At 43.9% G+C, this 24,778-nt stretch carries 24 protein-coding genes; 9 read left to right on the forward strand and 15 right to left on the reverse strand.

Translation table 11 applies throughout. From position 1 onward, the window contains the following. Window positions 1-239: 239 nt before the first annotated feature. From ABIB39_RS14455 to ABIB39_RS14470, 4 genes are read right to left on the reverse strand one after another with little or no spacing between them, the layout of a single operon-like run. On the reverse strand, window positions 240-842 hold the full coding sequence (locus tag ABIB39_RS14455; RefSeq protein ID WP_354430871.1) for a DUF4199 domain-containing protein: 603 nt from the start codon (window positions 840-842) through the stop codon (window positions 240-242). Between the two features lie 25 nt (window positions 843-867). Continuing rightward, entirely contained in the window at window positions 868-1,536 is a 669-nt protein-coding gene (locus ABIB39_RS14460) for a hypothetical protein (protein ID WP_354430872.1), read from the reverse strand. An 11-nt stretch (window positions 1,537-1,547) separates the two neighbouring features. Then, window positions 1,548-2,801, reverse strand: coding sequence for a dihydroorotase (locus ABIB39_RS14465; RefSeq protein ID WP_354430873.1), 1,254 nt, complete (start codon window positions 2,799-2,801; stop codon window positions 1,548-1,550). Window positions 2,802-2,821: 20 nt separating this feature from the next. Next, entirely contained in the window at window positions 2,822-4,879 is a 2,058-nt protein-coding gene (locus tag ABIB39_RS14470) for a BatA domain-containing protein (protein WP_354430874.1), read from the reverse strand. A 241-nt stretch (window positions 4,880-5,120) separates the two neighbouring features. Between ABIB39_RS14470 and ABIB39_RS14475 the strand changes: the two genes are divergently transcribed. Both ABIB39_RS14475 and ABIB39_RS14480 read left to right on the forward strand, forming a co-directional pair. Beyond that, window positions 5,121-6,677: a M28 family peptidase gene (locus ABIB39_RS14475; protein WP_354430875.1), complete on the forward strand. Its 1,557-nt coding sequence runs from the start codon at window positions 5,121-5,123 to the stop codon at window positions 6,675-6,677. 91 nt (window positions 6,678-6,768) lie between these two features. Continuing rightward, window positions 6,769-7,533, forward strand: coding sequence for a DUF72 domain-containing protein (locus ABIB39_RS14480; RefSeq protein ID WP_354430876.1), 765 nt, complete (start codon window positions 6,769-6,771; stop codon window positions 7,531-7,533). On the opposite strand, the gene ABIB39_RS14485 is transcribed toward ABIB39_RS14480, so the two are convergent. From ABIB39_RS14485 to ABIB39_RS14505, 5 genes are all read right to left on the reverse strand, one after another. Then, a complete protein-coding gene (locus ABIB39_RS14485; protein WP_354430877.1) occupies window positions 7,490-7,777 on the reverse strand; it encodes a hypothetical protein in 288 nt (95 codons plus the stop codon). The genes ABIB39_RS14480 and ABIB39_RS14485 overlap by 44 nt on opposite strands. Window positions 7,778-7,836: 59 nt before the next feature. Beyond that, window positions 7,837-8,565: a hypothetical protein gene (locus tag ABIB39_RS14490; RefSeq protein WP_354430878.1), complete on the reverse strand. Its 729-nt coding sequence runs from the start codon at window positions 8,563-8,565 to the stop codon at window positions 7,837-7,839. 15 nt (window positions 8,566-8,580) lie between these two features. Continuing rightward, the gene (locus ABIB39_RS14495) at window positions 8,581-10,896 is read right to left on the reverse strand and encodes a family 20 glycosylhydrolase (RefSeq protein ID WP_354430879.1); all 2,316 of its coding nucleotides are present in this window, start codon (window positions 10,894-10,896) and stop codon (window positions 8,581-8,583) included. Between the two features lie 181 nt (window positions 10,897-11,077). Beyond that, window positions 11,078-12,034 (reverse strand): thioredoxin-disulfide reductase, encoded by a 957-nt coding sequence (trxB, locus tag ABIB39_RS14500; RefSeq protein WP_354430880.1) that lies wholly within the window; start codon window positions 12,032-12,034, stop codon window positions 11,078-11,080. Window positions 12,035-12,184: 150 nt separating this feature from the next. Further along, a complete protein-coding gene (locus ABIB39_RS14505; protein WP_354430881.1) occupies window positions 12,185-13,360 on the reverse strand; it encodes a dipeptidase in 1,176 nt (391 codons plus the stop codon). 215 nt (window positions 13,361-13,575) lie between these two features. Here ABIB39_RS14505 and ABIB39_RS14510 point away from each other — a divergent pair, with 215 nt between their 5' ends. From ABIB39_RS14510 to ABIB39_RS14520, 3 genes are all read left to right on the forward strand, one after another. Next, a complete protein-coding gene (locus ABIB39_RS14510; RefSeq protein WP_354430882.1) occupies window positions 13,576-13,893 on the forward strand; it encodes an ArsR/SmtB family transcription factor in 318 nt (105 codons plus the stop codon). Then, window positions 13,893-14,396, forward strand: a complete 504-nt coding sequence (locus tag ABIB39_RS14515) for an SRPBCC family protein (protein WP_354430883.1) — start codon at window positions 13,893-13,895, stop codon at window positions 14,394-14,396. The genes ABIB39_RS14510 and ABIB39_RS14515 overlap by 1 nt, the downstream gene beginning before the upstream one ends. A gap of 77 nt (window positions 14,397-14,473) precedes the next feature. Continuing rightward, entirely contained in the window at window positions 14,474-14,902 is a 429-nt protein-coding gene (locus tag ABIB39_RS14520; protein ID WP_354430884.1) for a VOC family protein, read from the forward strand. A gap of 252 nt (window positions 14,903-15,154) precedes the next feature. Here ABIB39_RS14520 and ABIB39_RS14525 read toward each other — a convergent pair whose 3' ends face one another. After that, window positions 15,155-16,783, reverse strand: a complete 1,629-nt coding sequence (locus tag ABIB39_RS14525; RefSeq protein ID WP_354430885.1) for an acyl-CoA carboxylase subunit beta — start codon at window positions 16,781-16,783, stop codon at window positions 15,155-15,157. A gap of 146 nt (window positions 16,784-16,929) precedes the next feature. Here ABIB39_RS14525 and ABIB39_RS14530 point away from each other — a divergent pair, with 146 nt between their 5' ends. Together ABIB39_RS14530 and ABIB39_RS14535 are read left to right on the forward strand one after the other, a co-directional pair. After that, window positions 16,930-17,391 carry a hypothetical protein gene (locus tag ABIB39_RS14530; RefSeq protein WP_354430886.1) on the forward strand — a complete coding sequence of 154 codons (462 nt, stop codon included), beginning with the start codon at window positions 16,930-16,932 and terminating at the stop codon, window positions 17,389-17,391. Beyond that, a complete protein-coding gene (locus ABIB39_RS14535) occupies window positions 17,391-17,885 on the forward strand; it encodes a T6SS effector amidase Tae4 family protein (protein ID WP_354430887.1) in 495 nt (164 codons plus the stop codon). The genes ABIB39_RS14530 and ABIB39_RS14535 overlap by 1 nt, the downstream gene beginning before the upstream one ends. On the opposite strand, the gene ABIB39_RS14540 is transcribed toward ABIB39_RS14535, so the two are convergent. After that, window positions 17,886-18,470 (reverse strand): LOG family protein, encoded by a 585-nt coding sequence (locus ABIB39_RS14540; RefSeq protein WP_354430888.1) that lies wholly within the window; start codon window positions 18,468-18,470, stop codon window positions 17,886-17,888. 123 nt (window positions 18,471-18,593) lie between these two features. Between ABIB39_RS14540 and ABIB39_RS14545 the strand changes: the two genes are divergently transcribed. After that, the gene (locus ABIB39_RS14545; protein WP_354430889.1) at window positions 18,594-19,118 is read left to right on the forward strand and encodes a hypothetical protein; all 525 of its coding nucleotides are present in this window, start codon (window positions 18,594-18,596) and stop codon (window positions 19,116-19,118) included. A gap of 107 nt (window positions 19,119-19,225) precedes the next feature. Here ABIB39_RS14545 and guaB read toward each other — a convergent pair whose 3' ends face one another. From guaB to ABIB39_RS14560, 3 genes are all read right to left on the reverse strand, one after another. Beyond that, a complete protein-coding gene (gene guaB / locus ABIB39_RS14550) occupies window positions 19,226-20,695 on the reverse strand; it encodes an IMP dehydrogenase (protein WP_354430890.1) in 1,470 nt (489 codons plus the stop codon). A 189-nt stretch (window positions 20,696-20,884) separates the two neighbouring features. Then, on the reverse strand, window positions 20,885-22,168 hold the full coding sequence (locus ABIB39_RS14555; protein ID WP_354430891.1) for a M16 family metallopeptidase: 1,284 nt from the start codon (window positions 22,166-22,168) through the stop codon (window positions 20,885-20,887). A gap of 68 nt (window positions 22,169-22,236) precedes the next feature. Continuing rightward, window positions 22,237-23,505: a M16 family metallopeptidase gene (locus tag ABIB39_RS14560; protein ID WP_354430892.1), complete on the reverse strand. Its 1,269-nt coding sequence runs from the start codon at window positions 23,503-23,505 to the stop codon at window positions 22,237-22,239. A gap of 258 nt (window positions 23,506-23,763) precedes the next feature. Here ABIB39_RS14560 and ABIB39_RS14565 point away from each other — a divergent pair, with 258 nt between their 5' ends. Next, the gene (locus ABIB39_RS14565) at window positions 23,764-24,321 is read left to right on the forward strand and encodes a HEAT-like fold family protein (RefSeq protein ID WP_354430893.1); all 558 of its coding nucleotides are present in this window, start codon (window positions 23,764-23,766) and stop codon (window positions 24,319-24,321) included. A 46-nt stretch (window positions 24,322-24,367) separates the two neighbouring features. On the opposite strand, the gene ABIB39_RS14570 is transcribed toward ABIB39_RS14565, so the two are convergent. Further along, the gene (locus tag ABIB39_RS14570) at window positions 24,368-24,712 is read right to left on the reverse strand and encodes a phosphoribosylpyrophosphate synthetase (protein WP_354430894.1); all 345 of its coding nucleotides are present in this window, start codon (window positions 24,710-24,712) and stop codon (window positions 24,368-24,370) included. Window positions 24,713-24,778 lie beyond the last annotated feature (66 nt).

Genomic DNA, 24,778 nt, shown 5'->3' on the forward strand with positions numbered 1-24,778 from the left:
TTTTCAGAACGAAAAGATAATTTAAAAGCCGCTTCAGTTTGAAGCGGCTTTCTTGTTGATATTATATGATACTGCAAATGTTCTGATTGTGGTATTGCCATGCATGTTAAATACCAGGGCGGCGGCCCTGTAAACTATCACAAGCGTCCCGCATGTGGTAGCATCAGTAGGTGACTAAACACTAACAAACAAGCCCGTCTGAATAACAGACGGGCTTGTTGTATTTACATCAGCGAAAACTATACTGTTGGGTCACTTTCTAATTCGGCATCAGTGCTAAACGTATGGCCTTCCTTTTTAAGGAATGCTGCAAGTATTAAAGAAAGCACAAACAAAAATATAATTGTGATAAAAACTGCTTGCACTTGCTTGCCAATTGTTGGGGCCTTTTGCTCATCAAATTTCTTCTGAATGTCGTCTACCTGTTTATCAATAGCTTCCTGGCTGGCATTGCTTTTTTCGAGCATCTGGGTGATCGCGGTGGTCATCGACGCTTCCATTTTCGGAACCATGTCTGGCTCTATAACTTTAGCAAAAAGCATATCCCTAACCAAAAATTGTACAGCAAACGATATAAGCAACATGATAAAGATGCCCGATGTTGCCTGCCTGAAATTCCAAAAACCACCAATTTTTGTTCTTAGTTGTTTACTGTATATAACAGCCAGTGCTATCGGAATTATAACCGATAGTAAAACCGGGGCGGCAGAGATAAGTATGATAGACGTTGTAGAGGTCATCACGTAAAATGAAAGGATACTTACCACTGTAACTATTACACCAAGTACCAACCCCAGCGGAATAGCATTCTTTTTAATTGATTTGTTTAGATCTTCACTCATGATAATGAACAGGTTTATATTAGGTTTATTTAAAGCTATACAAAATTTCTACAACGGCCATATCAAATGGCTTATTTACGGCATTTTCTGCAATAGCTGTTTTATCCGCATCACCAGCTTCCGGGTTTTGGAAGAAACAAATCATTGGGTAAAACAACTCTTTTACTTCAGAATCCTCCGGGATGGTTTTAGCTACTTTGGCTACTTCAGCAACGGGGCTTTCTATTAATATCTGGTGGGCTATAACGGGCTCGTAAATGCGGTATTCGTCTTGAAACTCGTCCTCATCTACCAATAAAAATTCTTTCAAATAATCTTCCAGTTCCGGGTCGATATCTTCATCTTCGCACTCGTTTAGATATAAAAGCAGGTTTAAAAGCTCGGTGCCACGGTCAAGGGTTTGCTCCTCAATAGCTTCCCACTCCGGGGTTTCCAGGTAATCGTCGTCCAGTTTTTTAACGTCTTCGCTAAAAAAGTTGATCATCAGCAGATCGAAGAAAACTTCACGAAGTTCCTCCAGCTTTGGTTCATCGTCAAATACGGCGTCAAGCGATTCAACTTTGGTCATAAAGTCATCGTCTGACGAAAAAACCGCTTCGAATTTAGCGGAAAGGGCTGCGGCATCAAAGTCACCATATTGCGTAAAAGCCTGTAAAGCGCCGTTAACGGCTGAGCTTACTTTCGGGTCGGTCATGATTTATATATTTAGTTTTTTAAAACTTTGTTGTTATTACAGGTTAACAATACTTTTCCTTTTAAGTTCTGCCCCATAAATGGCGAATTGTAACTTTTTGAACGGTTGCTTGCGCGGCTGTACTCCCACTCGCCATCGGTGCTGAATACCACCAGGTTTGCGGTTGCACCTTCTACTATGGATGCGGGATCAATATTTAAGATCTTACGCGGGTTGATAGCTAATTTCTCTACGATCTGCCCAGCATTTAACCCCGACTGCAAAGCCAGCGAAAAAGCTGTTTGCAAGCCGATGATGCCATACTCGGCAACTTCAAACTCAACATCTTTAAACTCAATTTCGTGCGGGGTATGCTGTGATACAATGGCGTCTATAGTACCATCCTGCAAACCTGCTCTCAAAGCATCAACATCCTTTTGGGTACGCAGGGGTGGTTTAACTTTATATAGGCTGTCGAAGCCCATTAAAGCCTCATCGGTAAGTATTAGGTTATGTGCAGCAACATCGCAGGTGACTTTTACGCCTTTGCGTTTTGCTTCGCGGATAAGCTCTACAGCGTGTACGGTAGATATGGTAGTAAAATGGATCTCTGAATTGGTGTCCTGGGCCAGGTATAGGTCGCGGGCTATCATAAGTTCTTCGGCAAGCGCGGGGATACCCTTCATGCCCAGCATGGTGCTTACCACGCCCTCGTTCACCTTTGCTTTACCGGCAATAGAGGTATCTTCGGGATAAGAGATCACCTTTGCGCCAAAGTTTTGTACATAAAGCAGGGCGCGCTCCATCAGGCCGGCATCCTGCACGGGGTGGTTGCCATCAGTAAAAGCTTTTGCGCCGCTCTTGAACATGTCAAACATTTCGGCCATGTCTTTCCCCTCCCGTTTGGTAGAGATGGCACCCAGCGGATATATATCTACCAAATTGCCTTTGGCGCGATTAAGCAGGTATTCTACCTCGGCCTTTGAATGTACCGGGGGTTGGGTATTTGGCATCAGCGCTATCCCCGTGAAACCACCTGCGGCTGCTGCTGCCGTACCTGTTTGCAAATCTTCTTTTACTTCTAAACCAAGTTCGCCGACGTTACAATTAAGGTCGAAGAAGCCCGGTGAAACATAATAACCTTTGGCATCAACGGATTTCACATCAGCATCTATCGATTTGGCTATTTTAGTGATGATGCCTTTCTCTATCAGGATATCGGCAACCTTGTTATTAAACGGAGAAGCGGGGTCTACAACAGTGGCGGATTTGATTAGCAAATTCATTTGCGCTGTTTTATGATGGGTTAGTTGATATCTGCGGGTTGCGTTATGTTTGCTTTACCAGTTTTATAGTACCGTATCAGCAAGGTTTCGGCAGCCAGAAATATCAACGCCAAAATTATACAAAGTTTCCATAATTGAAGGCCCGATTTTGTTGCACCTGCAATACTATCTGCATTTAGTTTTTCCGCGTTAAGCACCGCGGCATTTTTAGGGAATATTTTCCCCAGATCTGCAGGGGTTAAATAACTTAGGTCGCTTTCGCTGCGGTTATCATTGAAGGCCAAAACAGCAGCAGTGCTATCCTGTTTTTTAAGGTCGTAGATGCCTGTTTCGGTCAACTGTTCAGGCAGATAAAGCATAGTGCTCCCCTCCTGTTGTTTTACATCGGGGATAATGGTTTGATTACCTTTAATTAGTTTCACCAATTGTTTTTCTGTCGATTGCATCGGCACAGTTTCTATCGGTTCGTTATTGCCTGTGGTGTAGAATAAAGGCTGGTCGTGCCCGCTTAATAATGCTATCCTGAACATTACCGGCACAAACAGCGCGTGCACCGGCAGGTTGCTGTAAGTTTCATCTATCGCTACGGCAGCTACGTAAACCCTGCCCCGGCCCGAAGTTGAGCCTTGCCACATGGTAGCGCCATCTTTTAACTTCATCAGGTATTCGCCCGGGTGGGTGCCGCTATTTAAAGAGTAATATTTATACACCAGCGGCAGATCGGGGTTTTGCGGCGATGTTTCAAAGATGCTTTTAAAGATCCGGCTTTGCAGGTTGATTGCCGATACCGTGGTGGGTACCTCTACCAGGTCTGTTGGATATGCTGCCCCAATAGGTTGTAGTAAGGCCTTATAACTATTAAGATCTGCATGTATCGACGGGAACACCATAAGTGTACCGCCCTTGCTTACGTATGTTTTTAATTGCTGTGCCAAACCTGCCGATACGGTTTTGATATCGCTTAACACGATAATGGGGTAAGCTTTAAGCCCTGCATAATCTACATTACCCTCCGGCACTTGTTTGGGTGCGAAAAAGGCGTCCGTTGAAAAAACGGCACTTAAATATTTATTGGGTGTGCCCCCGTTTATCAGCAGTACGGGCAGCTGCTTGGTAACGTTAAACGTAAAGTAGAATTTATTATCGAACGTAATGGGATTATCCTGTAACTGGATCTCGGCACGCTGCCACCCTCCCTGCAAACCAGAGAAAGACAAAGTATCTGTTTGTGGCGACCGCGCTTTCACCGTAAAGCTGCCGATGGCTTTTTGTACACCGTTTACTATCAGCTTTAGTGGGATCTTCTCTGCCACTTTATCGGCATAATTACGCAGCCTTACCACCATCTTTTCGCTTTCGCCGGGGCGATGCGTGGCATTGAGCATCCACACAGAATCTACAGCCACGTTGGGTAATGGGTTAGCTTTTAATTGTACCAGGTTAACCGGGAAACCGGCATCTGCAATGGCGGACTTACTTTCTATATTCCTTTGAAAATCTGACAGTATGAAAACGTTTTTTGACGCACCGGCCTGCATATCCAGCAAGCTTTTTTGCCTTGCCAATATTTGGCTTAGCTGCCTGCTTTGCGGGCTTATCTTTACGGCATCTACCGCGTCATTAAACTCGGTACCGGTAAGCAGGCGCTGGTGTTTACCCTCAAAATCTTGCGTAAGCAGTTGGAAACGGTCGTTAATATTATATGCCGCGGCTATTTGTTTGGCCAATTGTTTGGCTTCATCAAGCAGGCTTCCCTCAGGGTTGAGGGTTTGCATGGAGTAGGAGTTATCTACAAAAACGCTAACTACCTGCTGCTTGCCTGCCGTAGCTTCATCTTTACCGGGGATGTACGGACGGGCAAAGGCAAGAATCAAAAAAAACAGGGCTAATAATCGAGAAGCCAAAATCAACCGCTCTTTTAAATTACGGCGACTGGCCTGCTGATCCTGCACTTCTTTTAAAAACTGCACATTGCTGAACAATACCTTTTTATAGTGCCTAAAATTGAACAGGTGAATGATGACCGGGATGGCCAGCGTTAACAATGCAAATAAAAAAGCGGGATATAAAAAATGCATTACGCAAATGTGCAAATTATTGAGCAGATGCAGAGAGGTTATAATGTTAAATTGGTTTAAGGGCGCTATGCATAGCTGGAGACGTGAAGCATCGCGCCTCTACATAATTTTACCGTAGAGACGCGATACTTCGCAGCTCAATTCTCATCTATCGTCCGCATCCCCACAATTGCAGCAAGAAAACTTGCGCTTATAATAACATTGCAGTAGCTTTAACAAAACTTAACTTTAACCACTAACAATGAAACACTTAACCTTAAAACTGTTATTAGCCGCGGGATTGCTTGGTGGCGTTTCGGCATTTGCACAATCGCCGGATACCGCTGTTTTTAACCGCATCCGCCGTGCCGAAATGAGCAGTTCGCAGATCCCTAAAATTGCACATTACCTAACCGACGTGGCCGGCCCGAGGCTTACAGCTTCGCCGGGTTATAAACGTGCCGCCACCTGGGCGGTAGAAACCATGACCAAATGGGGACTTACCAACGCCAAAATGGAACCGTGGGGCGACTTTGGTAAACAGTGGGATCTGCAGGATTTCAGTATTATCATGAAAGTGCCTTATGTACAACCCGTTATGGCCTACCCAAACCCATGGAGCGCAGCCACAAACGGCATACAGCAAGGTCAGGTTACCATCATAACCCCTGCGCAGGCGATGGATACCATTTACATCGCGCAACATGCAAACGATTTAAAAGGCAAATTCATCCTGATCGCCGGCGGTGGTGGCCAAAAAAAAGACGTAAATTTCAAACCCCTGGCCCAACGCTTAACAGACGAAGAACTGGCAAACATGAAGGATACCTATATGGTTACCCGTGAGCAAATGGCGATGTACGCCGGATACTCTAAAATAATTACCCGGGTTGATGTATTGATGAAAAACTCCGGTGCTTTAGGCCTTATCAGCGCATCGGCAAATAACAACAACGGTACTGTATTTGTACAAGGCTTTGCCGAGCATAAGCTAAACGCGCCTGCCGCTATTGCCCAACTAAGCATGGCTTATGAGGATGGACATAAAATTAAACGCCTGATCCAAAGCGGCCATCCGGTAGAACTTGCGGTAAACATCCAATCAAAAACATACACCGATGACATTAAAGGTTATAACGTAGTTGGAGAAATTCCGGGTAGCGACCCTAAATTAAAATCGCAGTTGGTGATGCTCGGCGGCCACCTCGATTCTTGGCAGTCTGCTACCGGCGCAACGGATAACGCCGCGGGTTGTATTGTAATGATGGAAGTAGTTAGGTTGATAGATTCGCTTGGCCTTAAACCAAAACGCACTATTCGCATTGCTTTGTGGGATGGCGAAGAGCAAGGCATTTACGGCTCCTTCAATTACGTCAAAAACCATTTTATGGGTACGGATTACAAGTTAAAGCCTGAGCAATCGAAAGTATCGGCTTACTACAACCTTGATAACGGCACCGGTAAGATCCGCGGGATCTATACCCAGGGAAACACTGCCATTCATCCCATATTTGAAAAATGGTTTGTACCATTTGCAGACCTTGGCGCTAAAACCGTTACCGATAAAAACACAGGTTCTACAGATCACCTATCATTCAATTGGGCAGGCATCCCCGGCTTCCAGTTCATCCAGGACCCGATAGATTACGAAACTAAAACCCACCATAGTAACCAGGATAATTACGACCACCTTCAAATTGAAGACCTAAAGCAAGCAGCTATTATTGTGGCATCGTTTGTTTACCAAACCAGCATCGAAAAAGATATGATGCCACGCAAGCCGCTGGTAAAAGAACCTTATGTTTTTGACGGGTTGTAGGAATACTCTTTTCATAAAACTACCTTAGCAAATTGCTAAGGTAGTTTTTATATTAGCTCAAACAAAAGCACCCCCCAATTTTTATATTGATATGGATTGGCATATCGGTTGCTCTGGATTTCATTATAAACATTGGCGCGGTACCTTCTACCCAGAAAAACTCGCCATGACTAAATGGTTTGATCATTATTGCAAGCATTTTTGCACGCTGGAGCTGAATGTTACCTTTTACCGCTTTCCGCAGCTGTCATTTTTACAAACCTGGCATGATAAGAGCCCCACTAATTTTAGGTTTGCCGTAAAAGCACCAAGGGCAATTACCCATTTTAAAAAGTTTAACGATACAACACAAATGCTCACCAGCTTTTACGACACTATAAATGATGGTTTGCGGGATAAACTTGGCCCGGTACTGTTCCAGATGCCTCCTAATTATAATTATACTGATGAAAAGATGGGCAAGATACTTAAGGCCCTTAACCCTGCTTTTAAAAACGTACTGGAGCCAAGGCATGCCAGTTGGTGGCGCGAGGATATTTACAAAAAACTGACCGACCACAATATAACTTTTTGCGGCATGAGCCATCCCCTGCTGCCGGATGATGTTATACAAAATACACCTGTTGTATATTACCGTTTTCATGGCATGGAGCAATTATATCACTCTCTGTATTCAAAAAAATATTTGCAGCGCGTTATTGACGTGGTAAAAGCAAACGATAGTATTAAAGAAAGTTGGTTTTATTTTAATAACGATATAGAGACCCACGCCATTTACAATGCTAAGGATATGATGGAAATGGTTGGCTTAGCTACTCCTCAATCTGAGTTATCAGGAGCGATAGACCTGTCTTAATTTTTTTGATCAAGCCGGCCAACTCTTCTTGCGACATATTTTGTTGCAGGTCTTCTTCGTTAATATCGTTCATTTTATCAAGGATTTTGTCTAAACCCAAGTCGTGTTCCTGGTTCAGGTTGTCGCCGTCCAGCTCCAGCACTACAAACAAGCTGGAGATGCGCTGGTAATAGTTTTCCTTATCAACCTTATCCAACGTGTGGTATTCCAGTTTTAGTCGGTATAAAAATTCCTCTAATATCATGTGGGTTAAAATAAAAAAGGTGGTTTAGTAATTAGCTAAACCACCTTTTAACGTTTATATTATCTGCGCCTGCGGCGTTTCTTTTTTGTTTCGGTTTGCCTGCGCTTTTTAGTTTTACTTACAGTTTGCTTCTTTTCTGGCTCCGCTTGTTTTACATCTGCTTTTGTATCGGTCGAATCTTTACTTAGTTGTGTAACGGTGAAGTTGTTGCTGCGAAGGCCGTATTCCAACTGGCGTTTTGCTCCGGTTGGTTTAGCGGTAGAATCGTTGCTGTCATAAATAGGAAACTCGCGGATCAACTTGCCATCTTTGATATAAAAGTTATCGTTACCGCGGTAACCCTTCCGCTGAGACCTGGTGAGCTTCGGGAAATCGAGACTATTGGCATTGTTGTTATTAAACTCAAAAGCGTAAACCTTGGCATAGTTAACCGTATCCTTTCCTTTCGATTGAATTAGTATCTCGGGGTTACCGTCAACATCCATATCAGCATTAAACACATCGCTTATGGCGCCGTCAAGATCGCCGGTGGTGGTGGTGTACTTCATCCTGGCAGAATCTGAATGCAAAATGGCATACGAGCCTACCTGCGTCGAACCCCTGCCCCAGCTAACCACATCATAGGTTTGGCCCGGCGATACTTCTACCGCCTTATGAAAACGAAACGGCGCCATAACAGTAGGTTTAGCAACCACATTGTTATTTACCGCAGGTTTTTTATCCCCGCTGCCGCAGCCTGCTATAGATAGACAGGTTGCTGAAATGAATAAATAGTTTCTAAAATTCATTCGTGAATATAGCGATTAATTAAACATCATATCCGGCGACACCTCTCCTTTTGGCTTACCCGGTATAGTCATGTAAACCCGCAGGCCGCTTGCCGATGAGTTTGCATCAACATATTTGATGGTGATCTTGTGGTAACCTTGCTTTAACGGAATAACGCCCTGCTGCTCAACAAGGCCGGTACGGCCGTCGTTATCTACAATTGGCACATCATCTATCAGCAACACCGAACCGTTTGATGATGCTGTTGAGAAACCATAGTTACCATCAACATCGGCCTTTAAATAGCCGTTAAATACTACCCCATATTTATTGAACGCTTTCTTAAACGCGCTTAGTGCGGTGCTAAAGCTTTTTGCCACTCCGGTATCAATCACTGCCGCGGAATTTATCTGCGTAGTGTTTATATATGTTCCTGCTGATGCCTGGTATTTTAAGCCCGGTGTGTTCCCGGTATATGCTACTGCCGCCAAAGGTGCTTTGTTAAACACTTTTGCCGCTGTAATATTACTGCGTTTGCCGGATGGGGTTATCACAATGGTTTTAAGGTCGCGGTATTCGTCAAGGGGCACGGGATAGGTCATTGGGCCGGTGTATAATAATTCTGTTTCACGCGGGGTGTAGCCGTCAATGGTGTAATAAACCTTAGCCCCCTTTACCGGCGATTTTAAGTTAACCGTCATGGTAGATCCTATCATCACCGTATCGGCACCGCCAATTGCAGGCGGCACGCGATAGTTGAAACCGTTTCTATCTAACCGAGCTAAATGACTTGGCATGCGGGTCTCCGAAAAATCTTTGTAGTTTTTATTGGCTGTGGGCGTCCATGCCACTTCAGATAAGGCCAGCATACGCGGCAATATCATATATTCTACCTTGGTTTCGGTGGTGATGTATTCCGTCCAAAGGTTGGCTTGTACGCCTTTAATGTATTTCTGCTCATCAGGCGTTAAAGCTGCCGGGGTTGGGTTGTATGCATACGTTTTTTGGATAGGCGCACTGCCGCCAATGCCAACAGGTTCCTGGTTTATTTTACCCTGCGCGTGGTCAAAATAGAGCGCCTGGCTGCTTGGCGTCATTATAACATCGTGGTGTTGTTTGGCTGCTTCTATGCCGCCTTCTTCGCCCCTCCAACTCATTACGGTTGCGTTTGGTGCAAGGCCTCCTTCTAAAATCTCGTCCCAGCCAATAATACTGCGGCCTTTGCTGTTCACAAATTTCTCCATCCGTTGTATAAAGTAGCTTTGCAAGCCATGCTCGTCCTTCAGTTTCAGGCGTTTAATAAGCTCCTGGCAAAATTTATTTTTCTTCCATATATCTTTCGGAGCTTCGTCGCCCCCAATGTGGATGTATTTACTTGGGAATAAATCTATTACCTCGGTTAAAACATCCTGCAAAAAGCCAAATGTTTTTTCTGTAGGGCAAAAGATATTGTTGAATACCCCCCATTTTTCGGCCAGGGCGTAGGATTGACTTGGGTCGCAGCTTAATTCCGGGTATGCGGTTAAGGCAGCCAATGCATGGCCCGGCATTTCAATTTCGGGGACTATAGTAATGTACCTCTCCGATGCATACTTGATCACGTCGCGGATTTGGTCTTGCGTGTAGAAACCGCTAACGGGCACGCCATCGTATTGCAGCGGGGTGCGATCTTTAAAGTTACCGATAACGCTTTGCGCACGGCGACTGCCCACAGTGGTTAATTTAGGATATTTTTTGATTTCGATGCGCCATCCCTGGTCGTCAGTTAAATGCCAGTGGAAGGTATTCAGCTTGTAAGTAGCCATCAGGTCGATATACCTTTTCACAAACTCTACAGAAAAAAAGTGGCGGCAAACATCCAGCATCATACCGCGGTAACCAAACCTTGGATAATCCTCGATAGTTATGGCAGGCAATTTCGCGGTGGCAGCCCTTTCAAGCGGCATTAACTGGATCAGGGTTTGGATGCCGTAAAATAAGCCCGCGCCTTTACCGGCAACGGTAATTTGCTGCGGGGTGATGGTTAACCGGTAACCTTCGGCAGGCAAGCCTTCGGTATTGGTTGATGTTAAATATATGGATGTAGTGCTAACGCGTGCATTGCGTAAACCAACCTGCTTGTTGTAAGCCATGCTGTTGGCCAAAAACGATGAAAAGAATTGCACCGCTTTATTACTCGGGCTATCGGCTTGTATAACGGTTTCCTGGCTTAAAATAAACTCGCCCGGTGTCTTCTTAACGGATACCGGGGCGGGGATTATACCGGCGTATGGGTCGGTGTCCTGGGCTTTAACAATAACCGATGCGGCCATCAAAAGAGTAAGCAGCGTTACAGAGATCTTTTTATTCATAGTAAAACAAATACAGGTAAATAATGAGCCCGTAATTTAGCATTATTTAAAAAAAATGCACTATAATCACTCAAATATTACACTAACAGAAACAAAGAAGCCGTATTCTTATTAGGAATACGGCTTCTTAAAATATTTTAATTTGTACAATATCGGAAACGAATTATCGCGTCTCTACGCGTTAAGCTGTTACAACGTGCTCTTTTGCAGCAAGGTAACGCTCAGCATCAATGGCGGCCATACAACCTGTACCTGCCGCGGTAACGGCCTGGCGATAAATATGATCTTGCGCATCGCCACAGCAAAATACACCTTCTACATTGGTTTCGGTTGAACCCGGGTGGGTTAAGATATAGCCGGTTTCATCCATATGGATAGTGCCGCGGAATATATCGGTATTTGGTTTGTGGCCAATGGCTACGAAGAAACCGGTAACATCCAATATTCTGTCTTCATTAGTAACGTTATTGCAAACCTTAACCGCGTTTACGCTTTGTCCGTCGCCTAAAATTTCAATGGTGTCGGTGTTGTATAAGATCTCGATATTGGGGGTATTCAGCACACGGTGAACCATTGCTTTTGAAGCACGGAACTCGTCGCGGCGAACTATCATGTAAACTTTACGGGCCAGTTTAGCCAGGTAGGTTGCTTCTTCAGCAGCGGTATCACCGGCACCAACAATGGCAACATCCTGCCCTTTAAAGAAAAAGCCATCGCAAACGGCACAGGCAGAAACGCCAAAGCCACTGTATTTCTGCTCCGAATCTAAACCCAACCATTTTGCAGATGCACCTGTAGAAATAATAACAGTATCGGCCAGGATGGTTTTGCTTTCGTCCACCGTAACCTTGTGCGGTAACGAGCTAAAATCAACTGAACTTACGTAACCGAAACGAATATCGGTACCCAGGCGTTCGGCCTGTTTACGGAAATCTTCCATCATTTCGGGACCCATGATGCCATCCGGGTAACCCGGAAAATTCTCAACATCGGTAGTTTGGGTAAGCTGCCCGCCGGCAAGCATGCCTGTGTACATTACAGGGTGAAGGTCGGCACGTGAAGCATAAATGGCTGCGGTATATCCCGCCGGGCCCGAACCTATAATAAGGCATTTTACGTGTTCAATATCTTGTGACATTTGTATCTTTAATGAGATGCGAATTTAATATTTATACCTGAATGTGCCAATAGGCAATAGTCAACATACTGCCATACGTTAATGACTATTTACCAACATTACGCAGGTTAACGCCGTTGTCACAAACGAGATATTACCGTATAAAATCTATCATTTCCCCGCATTGGCTTTTAGCACCCTTATAAAATTACCGCCCAGGATCTTGTCGATATCTTTTTCGCTGTAGTGTAGCTTCAATAACTCTGCTGTTATTTTTGGATAGTCTAAAACGCTGTCTAAACCTAACGGGTATGATTCCGCGCCGTCAAAGTCAGATCCTATCCCCACATGGTCGGCACCTATCAGCTTCACCATATAATCGATATGTTTGACAAGCATACTTAGCGGCGGGCGCAATTGGTCGGCTTCGGCCTTATTGATCACATTAAGGCGGATGCTGGCAAGGTCATAATCATTATAGACCTTTATCAACGAATCCATTTCTGTTTTATGCCTGATGAGGTAGGCATCGTGCGGGGTATTATACGCGCTATCTACAAAGCCGCTATAAAAGTTAAGGAAAACCACACCGCCATTTTTGGCTATGGCTTTCAATTGATAATCTTTAAGGTTGCGGCGGTGCGGGTCTAAAGCGTAAGCGCAGCTATGCGACGCGATGACCGGCTTTGTGGTCAGGGCCATTACATCGGTAAAGGTTTGCTCGCCGGGGTGAGACAGGTCTATCATCACCCCTAATTTATTAAGGTGCTGTACTAACTGTTTGCCAAGATCAGTTAGGCCTTTATGTTTTAAACTATCCGCATGCAGGGTTTCATCCCGGGCGGATGTTGCCCAACTGGTGCTGTTGTTCCAGGTAAGTGTTAAGTAAACCATGCCTCGTTTATGCAGGCTGTCTATATAATCCAGCCTGTCCTCTATCATGTGGCCGCCCTCTACCCCTATCATGGCTGCAAGCTTTTTTTGTGCTACGGTTTTTTGCAAATCGGTAGCAGTGCGTACCAATTTTATTTTAGTTGGATATCGTTTAATAAGCGCGTATAACGAATCTATCTCGCGGTTAGCGAAAGCATAGGCCGTGCCGTTTCCATATTGGTCGCCACACCAAACGGAGAACACCTGCACATCCAACCCACCTTGTTTAGCGCGTGGGATATCAAAATTGCCTGTGGTTTGCAACTTGCCCAGATCAACCCCGGTAATAAGTTGATTAGAAAGCGCGTCGTTATGCGTATCTACCAAAATAGCCCGTTGATGAATCTGTTTAACATTTTGTGCCGATGCGGATAAGGTAGATATCAGCAGAAATGGCAGGAGCAGCTTTTTCATTGTAATGAAGGTAGGTAATTTCCCTTAAATGTTTTCACATTGTTGCGCATCTTGGATGGATTGTACACTACATTGATTTTTTCCTTCGGTAGGACGCCCGCCCTTTAAGATTCCGATCCTTCCCTCCCCAAAAAATATTTTAAAATAAATTTGCGCAACCCGAAAGTTGCACATATATTTGCAACCTACAGGTTGCTTATTTGAACATTTGTAAAATGAAACAAGACATATTTCAGGCAATAGCCGACCCAACTCGCAGAGCTATTTTAGCTTTAATTGCTATGCAAGCGTTAACACCAAATGCTATGGCAGAAAAATTTGACATGAGCCGGCAAGCAGTATCGAAACATATTAAAGTATTACACGAATGCCAATTGATTAAACCTGAGCAGGCTGGGAGGGAAATTTATTATCACTTCAACGCAAAAAAAATGCAGGAGTTTGACAATTGGTTAGCCCAATTCAGGCAAAACCTGGAAGTTCAATTTAACCAACTCGATGAAGTATTATCAACACTTAAAGAACAGAAATAATGAACAACGACCTACTATTTGATTTCACTGTTGACAAAGCAGCGAAAACGGCATTTATAACCAGGGAATTTAACGCCGGACTATCTTTGGTATGGGATGCTTTTACTAAGCCGGAACTACTGGACCAATGGGCAGCGCCTGCACCAATGCGTGCCGAAACTAAGTATATGGATTTTAAAGTTGGAGGGCAAAGGTTTTATGCGATGATAAGCCCCGACGGACAAGAGCGGTGGGCAATTCAGAAATATACATCAATTACTCCTAAAACAAATTTTAAAATGTATAATTCTTTTGCAGACAAAGACGAAAACCCGGAACTGCCGGGTTCTGAATGGGATTACAAATTCAGCGAAGAAAATTGCAAAACAAAAGTAAGTATCACCATTTTTAATGAATCCCTTGCCCGCATGAAGAAGATGATTGAAATGGGCTTCACAAAAGGATTTGAGATGACAATGAACAATTTGGATAATCTGTTAGCCACTTTATCGCCGAAATTGTAACAAGAAAATTGTCAATTACATTAACAACGGGAATGCTGATTGGCTTGAGCAGAAAAAATTAAACTTAAAATAAAATTATGAGAACAATTAATCCATGGATCAACTTCAATGGCAACGCCGAAGAAGCATTCAATTTTTACAAATCAGTTTTTGGCGGCGAGTTCACAAAGATCATTCGCTTCAAGGATCTGTCTGGTCCTGAATTTCAGGTTGCAGAAAACGAAGCAAATAAAATAATGCACATTAGCTTACCTATCGGCAAGCACAATTTATTAATAGCCAATGACGTTCCGGAAGTTATGGGGCGGGTAAACGAAAATGAAAACAGGTCTAAAATATTTGTAAGCACCGAAAGCCGTGAAGAAACCGACAAAGTATTTAACGGATTATCGGCGGGCGGAGAGGTTGAAGGGGACATTGGCGATACGCCATGGGGCACCTATGCCGGAATGTTTAGAGACAAATATGGTATTGAATGGATCATTGAGTTTGACTCGAGCTTATAACGGATAAGTTTAAATAATAAACCGACCCCGCCCGGCTAAGCGTTTAATAAAAAGGTACATCTCTCAACGCCATTGCTGGAACGAAGCATTTCTCTACTTTGAGGCCAAAGCAAATAGTCCCTCTGCAAGTTGGGGATTGCTTCGTTCCAGCAATGACGTTTTTTTATTTTAAACAGCATCTAATAAACACGCGTGAAGTGACATTCCCTACCATTTTAAAAGAGACACGAAGTATCGCTTCCCTGTCTTCTTCTACGTTTGTATTATCCCTACATTAAAAGCTTTTTCTATCGGCGCGTGGTTGGCTGCTTCTATCCCCATGGATATCACCTTACGGGTTTCAAGCGGGTCGATAATACCATCTACCCAAAGCCTTGCGGCAGCATAGTATGGCGTGGTTTGGGTATTGTATCTGTCGGTGGTTTGTTTAAGCAGTTCGGCTTCTTTGGCTTCATCTACCTCTTCACCTTTTGCTTTTAGGCCTGCCGCCTGCATTTGTACCAACACCTTAGCTGCCTGCGCGCCGCCCATTACGGCTATTTTAGCCGATGGCCATGCGTAGATCAGCCTTGGATCATAAGCCTTGCCGCACATGGCGTAGTTGCCTGCGCCGTAAGAGTTACCTATCACGATGGTAAACTTTGGCACCACAGAGTTTGCTACAGCATTCACCATTTTGGCACCATCTTTTATAATGCCACCATGCTCGCTACGGCTGCCTACCATAAAGCCGGTAACATCCTGTAAGAAAACCAGGGGGATCTTTTTTTGGTTGCAGTTCATGATAAAGCGGGTTGCCTTATCTGCCGAATCGGAATAAATAACGCCCCCAAACTGCATCTCGCCTTTTTTTGATTTGATAACCTTGCGCTGGTTAGCCACAATGCCAACCGCCCAGCCATCAATACGGGCAAGGCCGCAAATAATGGATTGGCCATACCCTGCTTTATACTCCTCAAATTCCGAATCATCTATCAAACGTTTGATGATCTCGTTCATATCATAGGCTTTATCGCGGGTTTCGGGCAGGATGCCGTAAATATCTTTCTCGTTTAATTTTGGTTCCGATGGTTTGATGCGGTCGAAACCTGCCTTATTATAATCACCCACCTTGTTCATAATGTTGCGGATAGAATCCAGGCAAGCTTTATCGTTAGGGTGCTTATAGTCTGTTACGCCCGAGATCTCACATTGCGTGGTTGCTCCCCCAAGTGTTTCGTTGTCTACATCTTCGCCTATGGCGGATTTAACCAGGTATGATCCCGCAAGGAAAACCGAGCCTGTACCCTCTACGATCATGGCTTCATCGCTCATGATAGGCAAATAGGCACCACCCGCCACACACGACCCCATGATGGCCGCTATCTGGATGATACCCATGCTGCTCATTTGCGCGTTGTTGCGAAAGATGCGTCCAAAGTGCTCTTTATCCGGGAAGATCTCATCTTGCAAGGGCAAATACACCCCTGCCGAATCTACCAGGTAAATAATAGGCAACCGGTTTTCCATGGCTATCTCTTGCGCGCGCAGGTTCTTCTTGGCGGTTATCGGGAACCAGGCGCCGGCTTTAACAGTTGCATCATTAGCTACAATAACACACTGCCTGCCGCTAACATAGCCTATGCCGCAAACCACACCGCCACTTGGGCAGCCGCCATGCTCGGCATACATGCCATCGGCTGTGAAAGCGCCTACTTCCAGCCAGGGCTTATCATCATCTATGAGGTAGGCCACACGCTCTCGGGCAAGCATTTTGCCTTTTTCCTTTTGTTTGGCAGCGGCTTTTTCGCCACCACCCATGAATATTTTTTTGAGCTTTGTATTAAATTCGTAAACAAGCTGTTTGTTAACATCCTCATTTTTATTGAATTCCAGATCCATACGTATCTATTATAGGTTATGTAATTTTAGGAAAATAAATTAGAAATACCCTACACCTGTTGTAATTTATTATGCAAGCATAGCAATAACCTATAGTTAATTTAAAACATTTTATTAACTATAGCGTTAATTAACAAATCTTAGCCATGCGGATACCATCAATACTTATCGCTTCAATACTATTTTTTGCTGCCTGCAAAAGCCCCGAAAAAAAGGCGATCATAGTGAGCCGGGACACCGTAGCCACGGTTAAAGACACCACAAAATTCTCTGCACCGTTGGTAAAAAGCCTTTACAGCAATTCGGATCTTGTTGCCAAAATAAAGGTAATCAGTACCGTTAAACAACAGGAAATTTACATCATAACCGCTCAAATGCTTGAGGCATATAAAGGGCAGGCAGCTAAATTATCCGAAATAAAATACGAAGCTTTTTTAGAAGAAGGCGACTACAAAGAATTTGTTGATAAGACCCTAATCATTTTCCTGAAAACAAATACACAGGATAAACAGCTTTATAGCCAGGGTGTACATTGGGGGCGAACCGAACCGAACGTAGAATTCGCCTATAGTGATTCCCTTAAAAACCACATCTTAAATATCAAATAATGCTATTACCTACTTTTCAAAGTTTAAACTCTAACTACCCGGGGAGTAACTACTCGTCTGCACAAGTTAGGGACCTGATCAAAGGCGAAATATCATCTCATTCTCCGTCGTTTAGCAATACCTGCGTTATTAGAATGAGCAGGGCTTTTAATTATGCAAATATGGGTAAGCTGTTCGATATCCCGGAAAACCCATCAGGCATGCTTACTTTTAAGGGTGAAGACAAATTAAACTATGCAATCCGTGTTGCGGAGTTCAACACCTTCCTTCGGCATAAGTATAGCAAACCGTCTGTCGTACTAACCAAAAAAAATGGTGAATATGATTTAAGCACAATTAAGAATGTATCGGGCATTATAAAATTTGATGTAACAGGTTGGAACGACGCTACCGGGCATTTTACCTTATGGGATGGATCATCATGCGTTTATTGCGGCGACCATAATTATTTTGAAATGAAACAAACCGTTTCAATTTCGTTATGGAAGTGTTAACTACGTCAAATTCCTGTCCCTAAACCAAACCTCATCGGGTTTTATGTCTATCTTTTCCATCAGGTCAACCAGTTCTATCGGGTCGGCACAGGTTAATACCAGTTCACGATTAGCAGGTTTTAGGTAGCGTTGTTGTACCATTACATCCATTTGCGTTAACAGGGCATCGTAAAAGCCACCTGTATTTAAGATCCCCACCGGGTGATTATGCAAGCCCAATTGCAACCAGGTAAGCACTTCAAAAAATTCTTCAAGCGTACCAAAACCGCCGGGCAGCATGATGATACCGTCGCAAAGGTCGTTCATCATTTGCTTGCGCTGGTGCATGTTATCAACAATGTGCAGTTTGGTGATTCCGGAGTGGCCAACTTCTTTATCCATCAAAAACCGGGGGATAACGCCTATAACCTCTCCGCCCCTGCCTAATACGGCATCGGCCAATAAACCCATTACGCCAACATTACCGCCACCGTATACCAGCTGGATATTTTTACTTACCATAACATCGGCCAGTAATTCAACCGCTTGTTTAAGTGCAGGGTCGCCATTAAAATTGGCACCACAGAATACGCAGATAGCTTTCATGGCGGCAAATATATAGTGCTAAACCTGATCTGCATAATTATCCATTAATTTAACAGATACATCTATTTAAATGGTAATATTACTGTTGTAAGTTTATCTAAACCATTCAAACCAGACACCTACATGAAAAGAACCTCATTACTAACGGCAACCCTGCTTATAGCTTGTCTTTATTCTTTCGCCCAAAATATTGTTAATCCCCGCATAGAAAACAGGGACAGCCCTTCAACCGTTATCAGCAAAATTGAAACTGATAAACAGTACACCATAGTTAGCTTTGAACATTATGCTCAAAACAATAACGCATGGGTTGTTTTAAATAAGGAAACTTATATTCAAACAGATGTAAGCAATAAACATTACGAATTTGTAAAAGCTGAAGGTATTGCCATAGAACCCGAAGCGAAAACCATTATTGCCAAAATGGGAGATAAACTTTCGTTTAAAGTATATTTTAAGAAAATACCAGCTAACGCAAAATTGATTGACATCATTGAGCATGCCGGCAAGCGTGCCGATGGCATTACGTTCTTTAATTTTTATAATGTGGATCTAACGCAATCTTACCCAAGCGAAGAGCATGTAAAAATAACCGAAATTAAAAGAAGGATTTACTTACGAGCAGGCTATCAGAATATTAACTGCTAATCCATTAATACAAATGACAGGTTCAGCGGGTAAATAGCCTCAAACTTTGCCGCATAAAAAAGGGGGATACAAAACTGTATCCCCCTTTTTTATTTCTATCGTAGACCTTACCTTGTATAATTTGGAGCTTCTTTGGTAATGGTAATATCATGCGGGTGGCTTTCGCGCATACCGGCAGCGGTGATACGTACAAACTTGGCTTTTTGCAGGTCTTCGATATTGGCAGCACCACAGTAATGCATACCTGCGCGTAAACCACCGATGTATTGGTAGATCACCTCTGCCATGTTGCCTTTAAATGGTACGCGGCCAACAATACCTTCGGGAACGAGTTTAGTTACCACGTCGGTCTCGTCCTGGAAGTAGCGGTCTTTTGAACCCTTAGCCATCGCCTCTATAGAACCCATACCACGGTATGATTTAAACTTACGGCCTTCGTATATAATGGTTTCACCCGGTGATTCTTCCACACCTGCAAACAACGAACCTGCCATAATTGAGCTTGCACCCGCGGCTATAGCTTTCACCATATCGCCGGTTTGTTTGATACCGCCATCGGCAATAACCGGGATGCCGGTACCTTCAAGCGCCTTGGCACATTCGTAAACGGCATACAGTTGAGGAACGCCCACACCTGCAATGATACGGGTGGTGCAGATAGAACCAGGGCCTATACCAACCTTAACCGCATCGGCACCTGCTTCGGCAAGGGCTTTAGCTGCATCGCCGGTGGCGATGTTACCTGCAATAACCTGCAAGTCCGGGTAGAGCTTTTTAACGGCCTTTACCATATCTATAACACCTTTTGAGTGACCGTGTGCGGTGTCAACTGTAATAACATCAACACCGGCATTAACAAGGGCAGTAACGCGGTCAATATTATCTGCAGCTACACCAACGGCTGCACCCACTCGCAGGCGGCCAAACTCGTCTTTACAAGCGTTAGGGAAGTTTTTAACTTTCTGGATGTCTTTATAAGTAATCAATCCTACCAATTTACCGTTCTTATTTACAACGGGTAGTTTTTCGATCTTATTATCCTGCAGTATCGCGCCTGCGTCCTGTAGAGTTGTACCTTCAGGAGCTACTATAAGGTTTGTTTTGGTCATAACCTCGCTAACCGGTACGGTTAGGTCTTTCTGAAAACGCAGGTCGCGGTTGGTGATGATGCCCGTAAGTTTGCCGTCAGCATCAATTACCGGGATACCACCTATGCTGAACTCGCGCATGATGTTTACCGCATCAGATAGCAAGGCATCTTGCAATAAAGTAATAGGCTCTTGGATCATGCCACTTTCAGATCGTTTTACTTTACGTACTTCGTCGGCCTGTTGTTGGATGGTCATGTTTTTGTGCAGCATACCAATACCACCTGCCTGGGCTATGGCAATAGCCAAACCAGATTCGGTTACGGTATCCATGGCGGCCGAAATGATCGGGACGTTCAAACGGATCTTTTTGGTTAAAAAGGTGCTCGTGTTGACTTCGCGCGGTAATACTTCTGAATATGCGGGGAGTAATAGTACGTCGTCATAGGTTAATCCTTCGGCGACAAATTTGGATGGGTCTAACTGCATGGCAAATAATTATTTGGAGGTATTATTTGCCGGGCAAAGCTATGAAAAATTATGGGATTTGGAAAGGAATTGATGTGCAAATATGCATATGTGCGGATATGCAGATCATTTGACATTACATTGATGAATTCAAATATCGAAATCTTTTTTCATCTGCACATATATATATCCGCACATCTCCACATCTTTCTAATATTTCCCTACTATCACTTTATAAAAATTCTCAAAATTAAAGTATTTATTCGCAAGAGCCTTCAGGTCTTCGGCGGTGATGTTTTTTACTGTCTGGGTGTAGCGTTCGTAATAATCGTAGTCCAGGCCGGCAAAATATAAGTTCTTAAATTTATCGGCATGCGACAGCACATTTTCGAGGCTCCCTAATAGTGAACCAAGCATAAAGTTGCGCACAAGCGATAACTCTTCTTCGGGGATAAGTTCTGTTTTTAACAGGTTTACCTCCTTTTCTATCTCAGCTACGGCAGCTTTACAAACATCGGCACCAACCTCTGACGCGATGTATAACGAGCCGGTTTGTTTAAATGACGACATTCCCGACCCAATACCGTAGGTATAACCCTTATCCTCGCGGATGTTAGCCATTAGCCTTGAGCCAAAGTACCCCCCAAGCACAGTATTAAGCACCAGCAACCCCGGAAAATCCGGGTGGGTACGGTTCACAAAAGGTGTACCTATGCGGATGGCGGATTGCAAAGCATCCGCTTTCTCCTTATAAATAAATCGCTCGGAAGATGGTTCCAACGCAGGCTGGGTAATATCGGCAGGTGTTGAGGTTGCGCCCCAAGGGCCTTCAAAAGTTTCGGTAACGGCTTGTAAAATGTTAGGGTCAGCTTTCCCGGCTATTACAATATTACAGTTGCCCGGCTGGTACATTTCCATGAAAGCTTCCACCAGATCCTCCCTTTTCAGGGATTGAAAATCTTCGGGCTGGGCGGCAAGGCCGTAGATGGTTTCGCCGTAAAGCGCTTTATTAAACTCACGGCGGGCTACAACATCATTTTTTTGCAGGCTTACCTGTAGCTTTTGCTGCTGGTTACGGATAAATGTACCCAACTCCTTCTCCGGGAAGATAGAATCTGTAAGGATCTCTTTGATGACAGGCAGCGTAGCGTTTAAATGCTTGGTAAGTGTGTATAACGTTACCTGCGAATGGTCGTAACTAAAATCTACCTGCAAAAAAGCGCCGTAAAAGTCTATCTTATCAGCAATTTGTGTAGATGTCAGTTTAGTTGTCCCCTCGGTAAGCATGGTATTTACAGCCACGTTAAGCAATGGCTTGGCCGGGTTAAAACGGATGTTATGGAAGATCCATTCTATCCGCACCAGGTCAAGGTCGCCCGAGTTAAAGGTGAAAATATTGGCACCATTGTTAAGTTTGGTAGCTTCGGGGCGGATCAGGTTTATATTTTCAACACCGTTAAATTGCGGTGGTGTTTGTCTGTCGAGTATAGTCATTGATTTATCGGGTCATTAAGTCATCGCAATGCGGAATCCCACATGGTTCAAACAATTCAATTGATCTTTTATTCGTTAATCAGTTGTACCGGCTCATTCACGGCCTGCGCCAGGTACACCAGCGTAGATGAATTTTCTTTACGGAAAATCTGGTTTGCATGCGCTTTGATCTCCCCGGCCGTCACCGCCAAAAACTTAGCAGATTCGTGGTTAAAGCCATCTGCATCGCCCATCAATTCATACATGGCAAGGTTCATGGCTTTGTCTAAAAGCGACATTTCCGAGAACACCATTGTACTTTCCGTTTTGTTCTTCACTTTGGTTAGTTCATCAGCAGGCACCTCATCATTCTTCAGGCGTTCAACCTCAGCCCAAAGCGCAGCCTCGGCTTGCTCAATACTTACGTGTTCCAACGGTTTACCTTCCAACACAAACATGCCTTTGTCAAGGCTGCCTGTTATGTAGGCATGCACCTCACTAAAGAGCTGTTTGTCTTTTATCAAACTACGGTGCAGGCGCGATGAATTACCCCTCGAAAGGATATCAGACATCAGTTCGACCGCATAATAACTCTCATCCAAACGCCCCGCCATCTGGAAGGCGATGTACACATCGTTAAGCGGCACTTTCGCGGTGTGCGTATCGCGGCGCTCTTCATGCTGCGTCTGTTCTTGAGGCAGGTCGCGTACGTACCTTTCGCCGGCAGGGATCGGACCAAACCATTTTTCGGCCATAGCTTTTATCTCTCCGGTCTTAACATCGCCACCAACTACCATAATGGCGTTTTGCGGGTTATAATGCTTTTTAAAGAAGGCTTTTACATCTTCTATTCGTGCGTCCTCGATATGCTTGATGGTTTTACCTATAGTTGCCCATTGGTACGGGTGGCTTTTATAAACCATTGGCCTAAGCTTTAACCATACATCACCGTAAGGCTGATTGAGGTAGCGCTGTTTAAACTCCTCTATTACCACGTTACGCTGCACCTCGAGGCTTTTCTCGCTAAAGGCAAGGCTCAGCATTCGGTCGCTCTCCAGCCAAAAGGCGGTCTCTAAATTGGCCGATGGCAGGGTGATGTAATAGTTAGTAATGTCGTTGCTGGTGAAGGCGTTATTTTCGCCGCCAACACGCTGTAACGGGCCATCATAATTGGGGATGTTTACCGATCCGCCGAACATCAAATGCTCAAACAAATGCGCGAAGCCGGTTTGTTCGGGGTTTTCATCCCGCGCGCCAACATCGTAAAGAATATTGAGAACGGCCATCGGGGTAGTACTATCTTCATGAACAATAACGCGAAGGCCATTATCCAGTATAAATCTATTGAATTTAACCATGTAATAACGATTAATTAACGGTAGACAAATTTATAGTTTTTTGCTGCCGAAGGGTTTATATGATGTACGGAGAGTGTAAAAAAATTACGATCAACCGTACTTATCAAACATAAAAAACAATATTATAATTACACTATGTTAAACAAATAAACACTAAATGGTTGTAGCGTTTTACAATAACTAAGTATGAATTATATGAAATAGGTTATATATTACTATTAAACAGGTTTTTATAAATTTACATCATTGACGAATATCATGCTCAACACTGCCCGATTTATAAAAGAACTAACAGACGACCCGACAAAGGGCTTTATTGAGCGGCTTGCCATGACCTTGCGCGCACAGGACTTTGATTTAAATGAACTTGTAGACCTTACTTTTCACCCCAATATCCGGATTGGTTTCCGCGCAGCGTGGTTATTGGATACCATGATGCTTGCCCAGCCTGAACTTTATATAGATAACCTGGAATATTTTGTAAAACGCATGGCGGATGTTACCAACCAAAGTTGCAAAAGGCATTACGCCCGTATTATGATGCATTTAACCCTGGCGAATGCGCCAATAATAATCCAACAAAAATTAGCGGCAATAGACCTGGAAGACGTGGTTGAGAAATGCTTCGATTGGCTGATTGACCCAAAAGTAAAAGTAGCAGTAAAAGTTTTCGCGGCAGATACCCTTTTTAACCTGCACAATCGGTACGATTGGATAAAAGAGGAACTTACGAACCAGGTAGCCTTTATGATGCGCAATGGCGGCCCGGCAATACAATCAAGAGGAAAGAAAATTTTAAAAAGTTTGCAGTTGTAAGTGGGCAGTTTGCAGTTCTGTTTACTGCAAACTACCTACTGCAAACCTACTCCGTAGGTCTATCTGCGCCGTTCAGGTTATCGCTAACCTGGTGGTGATGTAATTTAGCAGCAATGGCAGACGAACTATCATCGGCGTACATCCCGTAGGCATTTATTACAATACCCTTCAAATTATATTTTGCCGAACTTATGCCGTAAACTATTGACATATCTGACGGGTTACTTTGCCCCTCGAAACGGTAAAACTCGTCTATCTCAAAATCATCGGCAGTCATGTGTATATCCTGCGATTTATCGTCTATGGTATCGCCTTCAAGGCTTAAGTTTGCTGTATATCCTCTTTTGGTAAGGTCGTTAGTGGCATCCACTAAGGTTTCAAAATTTTTCATGGTAGTAGCGTTTATGTTGTTGTGATAACGATTGTACCTGAATAACCATTAAGGTTAAAGGTTGTT

Origin of the sequence: Mucilaginibacter sp. UYP27 (assembly GCF_040547175.1) — a bacterium.
Lineage (GTDB): Bacteria > Bacteroidota > Bacteroidia > Sphingobacteriales > Sphingobacteriaceae > Mucilaginibacter.

What these genes read in the sequence shown, in the direction of transcription:
- ABIB39_RS14545 (WP_354430889.1), top strand. Translation starts at nt 18,594, where the DNA reads ATGAAAAGAACCTCATTACTAACGGCAACCCTGCTTATAGCTTGTCTT.
- trxB (WP_354430880.1), bottom strand. Translation starts at nt 12,034, where the DNA reads ATGTCACAAGATATTGAACACGTAAAATGCCTTATTATAGGTTCGGGC.
- ABIB39_RS14475 (WP_354430875.1), top strand. Translation starts at nt 5,121, where the DNA reads ATGAAACACTTAACCTTAAAACTGTTATTAGCCGCGGGATTGCTTGGT.
- ABIB39_RS14515 (WP_354430883.1), top strand. Translation starts at nt 13,893, where the DNA reads ATGAACAACGACCTACTATTTGATTTCACTGTTGACAAAGCAGCGAAA.
- ABIB39_RS14565 (WP_354430893.1), top strand. Translation starts at nt 23,764, where the DNA reads ATGCTCAACACTGCCCGATTTATAAAAGAACTAACAGACGACCCGACA.
- ABIB39_RS14525 (WP_354430885.1), bottom strand. Translation starts at nt 16,783, where the DNA reads ATGGATCTGGAATTCAATAAAAATGAGGATGTTAACAAACAGCTTGTT.
- ABIB39_RS14520 (WP_354430884.1), top strand. Translation starts at nt 14,474, where the DNA reads ATGAGAACAATTAATCCATGGATCAACTTCAATGGCAACGCCGAAGAA.
- ABIB39_RS14460 (WP_354430872.1), bottom strand. Translation starts at nt 1,536, where the DNA reads ATGACCGACCCGAAAGTAAGCTCAGCCGTTAACGGCGCTTTACAGGCT.
- ABIB39_RS14495 (WP_354430879.1), bottom strand. Translation starts at nt 10,896, where the DNA reads ATGAATAAAAAGATCTCTGTAACGCTGCTTACTCTTTTGATGGCCGCA.
- ABIB39_RS14560 (WP_354430892.1), bottom strand. Translation starts at nt 23,505, where the DNA reads ATGGTTAAATTCAATAGATTTATACTGGATAATGGCCTTCGCGTTATT.
- ABIB39_RS14465 (WP_354430873.1), bottom strand. Translation starts at nt 2,801, where the DNA reads ATGAATTTGCTAATCAAATCCGCCACTGTTGTAGACCCCGCTTCTCCG.
- ABIB39_RS14570 (WP_354430894.1), bottom strand. Translation starts at nt 24,712, where the DNA reads ATGAAAAATTTTGAAACCTTAGTGGATGCCACTAACGACCTTACCAAA.
- ABIB39_RS14455 (WP_354430871.1), bottom strand. Translation starts at nt 842, where the DNA reads ATGAGTGAAGATCTAAACAAATCAATTAAAAAGAATGCTATTCCGCTG.
- ABIB39_RS14555 (WP_354430891.1), bottom strand. Translation starts at nt 22,168, where the DNA reads ATGACTATACTCGACAGACAAACACCACCGCAATTTAACGGTGTTGAA.
- ABIB39_RS14480 (WP_354430876.1), top strand. Translation starts at nt 6,769, where the DNA reads ATGGATTGGCATATCGGTTGCTCTGGATTTCATTATAAACATTGGCGC.
- ABIB39_RS14470 (WP_354430874.1), bottom strand. Translation starts at nt 4,879, where the DNA reads ATGCATTTTTTATATCCCGCTTTTTTATTTGCATTGTTAACGCTGGCC.
- guaB (WP_354430890.1), bottom strand. Translation starts at nt 20,695, where the DNA reads ATGCAGTTAGACCCATCCAAATTTGTCGCCGAAGGATTAACCTATGAC.
- ABIB39_RS14510 (WP_354430882.1), top strand. Translation starts at nt 13,576, where the DNA reads ATGAAACAAGACATATTTCAGGCAATAGCCGACCCAACTCGCAGAGCT.
- ABIB39_RS14535 (WP_354430887.1), top strand. Translation starts at nt 17,391, where the DNA reads ATGCTATTACCTACTTTTCAAAGTTTAAACTCTAACTACCCGGGGAGT.
- ABIB39_RS14490 (WP_354430878.1), bottom strand. Translation starts at nt 8,565, where the DNA reads ATGAATTTTAGAAACTATTTATTCATTTCAGCAACCTGTCTATCTATA.
- ABIB39_RS14505 (WP_354430881.1), bottom strand. Translation starts at nt 13,360, where the DNA reads ATGAAAAAGCTGCTCCTGCCATTTCTGCTGATATCTACCTTATCCGCA.
- ABIB39_RS14485 (WP_354430877.1), bottom strand. Translation starts at nt 7,777, where the DNA reads ATGATATTAGAGGAATTTTTATACCGACTAAAACTGGAATACCACACG.
- ABIB39_RS14530 (WP_354430886.1), top strand. Translation starts at nt 16,930, where the DNA reads ATGCGGATACCATCAATACTTATCGCTTCAATACTATTTTTTGCTGCC.
- ABIB39_RS14540 (WP_354430888.1), bottom strand. Translation starts at nt 18,470, where the DNA reads ATGAAAGCTATCTGCGTATTCTGTGGTGCCAATTTTAATGGCGACCCT.